Consider the following 2,552-nt stretch of genomic DNA (forward strand, 5'->3'; position numbering starts at 1 on the left):
GATGACTGGTCGGCCTTTGACGAGCCGGCCTTCCACGCCACCCTGCCCCGGATGGTCCGGGAGGCCCGGCGCCGGAACCTCGCGGTCCGGCTGCCCTCCACCGGCCGGATGGTCGACTGCCTGGTGCCCACCATCCTGGAGCAGAAGGTCACCGTCATCGAAGCCCGCCGCGGCTACCGGTACCTGATGTACCGCTTCGGCTCCCCCGCTCCGGCTGCCGGAAGTGCCGCACCGGAGGGACTCCTCGTCCAGCCCACCCCCGCCCAGTGGCTCCGCATCCCCTCTTGGGAATGGCACCAGGCCGGTGTTGGCCCGCAGCGCTCGGCGACCATCATGCGTGCGCTGCGCTCCGCCGTCGCGCTTGAACGGCTGGCGGCACTGACGTCCGCCGAGGCCGCAGCGAAGATGCAGGTCATTCCCGGCATCGGCGTCTGGACGGCCGCGGAGGTGGTGCAGCGGACACACGGGTGCCCGGACTCCATCGCCGTGGGCGATTACCACCTGGCCGCGTACGTGGGCGCCGCCCTGACCGGCCGGCGCACCGATGACGCCGGAATGCTTGCCCTGCTGGAACCGTGGAAGGGACACCGCCAGCGCGTGGTCCGCATGATCGGCCTGAGCGGCTTCCGCAAACCCACGTTCGGACCAAGGATCACCATCCAGGATCACCGCCGGCACTGACGGATTTTCCGTGGACTCATGCGGCCGATGGGTATAGCGTGGCGCCATGGAGCCCGGACCAGAGCCCCGGAATTCCGCAATCTCTGGAGTCAGCCATGATCCACACTGACAAACTGACCAGGACCTTCGTGGTCAAGAAGGAAACTGTCGAAGCCGTCAAGGGCGTCAACATCGACGTTGCGCCGGGCGAGCTTGTGGCCTTCCTTGGCCCGAACGGCGCAGGCAAGTCCACCACCCTCCGGATGCTGACCACGCTCCTCAAACCCACGTCCGGCACAGCCACGGTGGCGGGCGTGGATGTGTTGGCGGACCCGGCGGGCGTGCGGGCGCGCATCGGGTACATCGGACAGGGGAACGGCGGCGGGCACAGCTTCCGGGTCATCGATGAACTGGTGATGCAGGGCCGGTTTTACGGCATGAACAGCACCGATGCCGCCGCCCGGGCCCAGGAGCTGCTGAAATCCCTGGACCTCACCGACCTCGCCAAGCGCACTGTCGTCAAGCTCTCCGGCGGTCAGCGGCGCCGGATGGACGTTGCCTTGGGGCTGATGCATTCCCCCGGGCTGCTGTTCCTTGATGAGCCCTCCACCGGCATGGACCCGCAGAACCGCGCCAACCTGTGGGAGCACATCATGCGGATGCGCGCCGAGCACGGCACCACCATTGTCCTGACCACGCATTACATGGACGAGGCCGATCTGATGTCCGAGCGGGTGATCGTCATCGACCACGGCGAAATCATCGCCGATGACACCGCAGCCCGGCTGAAGGCCAACCTCGCCGGCGACCTGCTGGCGGTCGAAGTGGCGGCCGAGTCCGCCGCAGATGTGCGGGGGCTGCTGGGGCGCGCCGCGGCCGGCGGTGAGATCAACGAAAACACGTACGACGGCGTGGTCCGCTTCCGTCTCCGGCTCACCGAAGGCGCCCGGCTGGCGCCGGCCCTGTTGAAGGAGATGCACGACGCCGGTGCTCCCGCCCAATCGCTGGAGCTGAAGCCACCCACGCTGGACGACGTTTTCCTTGAACTGACCGGCCGCAACCTGCGGGAAGGAGCAGACCGCTGATGACCGTTCAACGTTTTGGAGAAATCCCGCTGAAACCGGGCCTCGGCCAGGTCCTGCGGGACACGAAGTACGTGTTCTGGCGGGAAATGTTGCTGCCCCTCCGGGACCCCTTCTCACTGGTCTTCTCACTCCTGCAGCCCCTCGTGTTCCTGGGACTCTTCGGCCCGTTGCTCGGCGCGGCCGTGGGCGCGCCGGCGTTCGGCGGCCAGTCCACGCTCCAGTGGTTCCTGCCCGGCGTGGTGGTGATGATTGCCCTGTTCGGCACGTCCATGACCGGCTCCAACCTGCAGTACGAGCTGATGACGGGCTCCTACGAGCGGATCCTGGCCACGCCGCTGTCCCGTTCGTCGCTGATGATCGGGCGGGCACTGAAGGAGTGGGCGCCCCTGGTGGTGCAGGGGCTGATCATCGCACTGGTCTGCATCCCGTTCGGCTTCGTCTTCCATCCGCTGCATGTGCTGGCCGGCCTGGTGATCCTGGGCATCTTCGGCATCGGGCTGGGTGCGCTGTCCTACGCCCTGGCTCTCGTTTCGCAGAACAAGGAGTGGATCTTCTGGGGTGTGCAGCAGACGCTGCTGTTCCCGTTGATGATCCTCTCGGGCATTATGCTCCCCATCGAGGCGGGTCCGGACTGGATGAAGACGGCCAGCCTCTTCAACCCCCTGACCTACCTCGTCAACGCAGAGCGGGAACTGTTCGCCGGCAGCGTCGGGACGGACACCCTCCTGGGCCTTCTGGCAGCAGCGGTGACAGCCGCCGTCGGCCTGGTGGTGGGGGTGCGGGCCATCAACCGCAACCTCCGCTAAC

3 protein-coding genes are annotated in these 2,552 nt (G+C 67.1%); all 3 read left to right on the forward strand.

Annotation, left to right across the window (positions count from 1 at the left end):
• On the forward strand, positions 1 to 681 hold a 681-nt coding region (locus DBR22_RS21400), incomplete at its 5' end, for a DNA-3-methyladenine glycosylase family protein (protein WP_108600651.1).
• 95 nt (positions 682 to 776) lie between these two features.
• A complete protein-coding gene (locus tag DBR22_RS21405) occupies positions 777 to 1,745 on the forward strand; it encodes an ATP-binding cassette domain-containing protein (RefSeq protein WP_108600652.1) in 969 nt (322 codons plus the stop codon).
• Complete coding sequence (locus tag DBR22_RS21410) at positions 1,745 to 2,551, forward strand: ABC transporter permease (RefSeq protein ID WP_108600653.1); 807 nt, start codon at positions 1,745 to 1,747, stop codon at positions 2,549 to 2,551. The genes DBR22_RS21405 and DBR22_RS21410 overlap by 1 nt, the downstream gene beginning before the upstream one ends.
• Position 2,552: the final 1 nt, after the last annotated feature.

Source organism: Arthrobacter sp. HMWF013, assembly GCF_003061105.1.
In the GTDB taxonomy this organism is placed as follows: Bacteria; Actinomycetota; Actinomycetes; order Actinomycetales; family Micrococcaceae; genus Arthrobacter.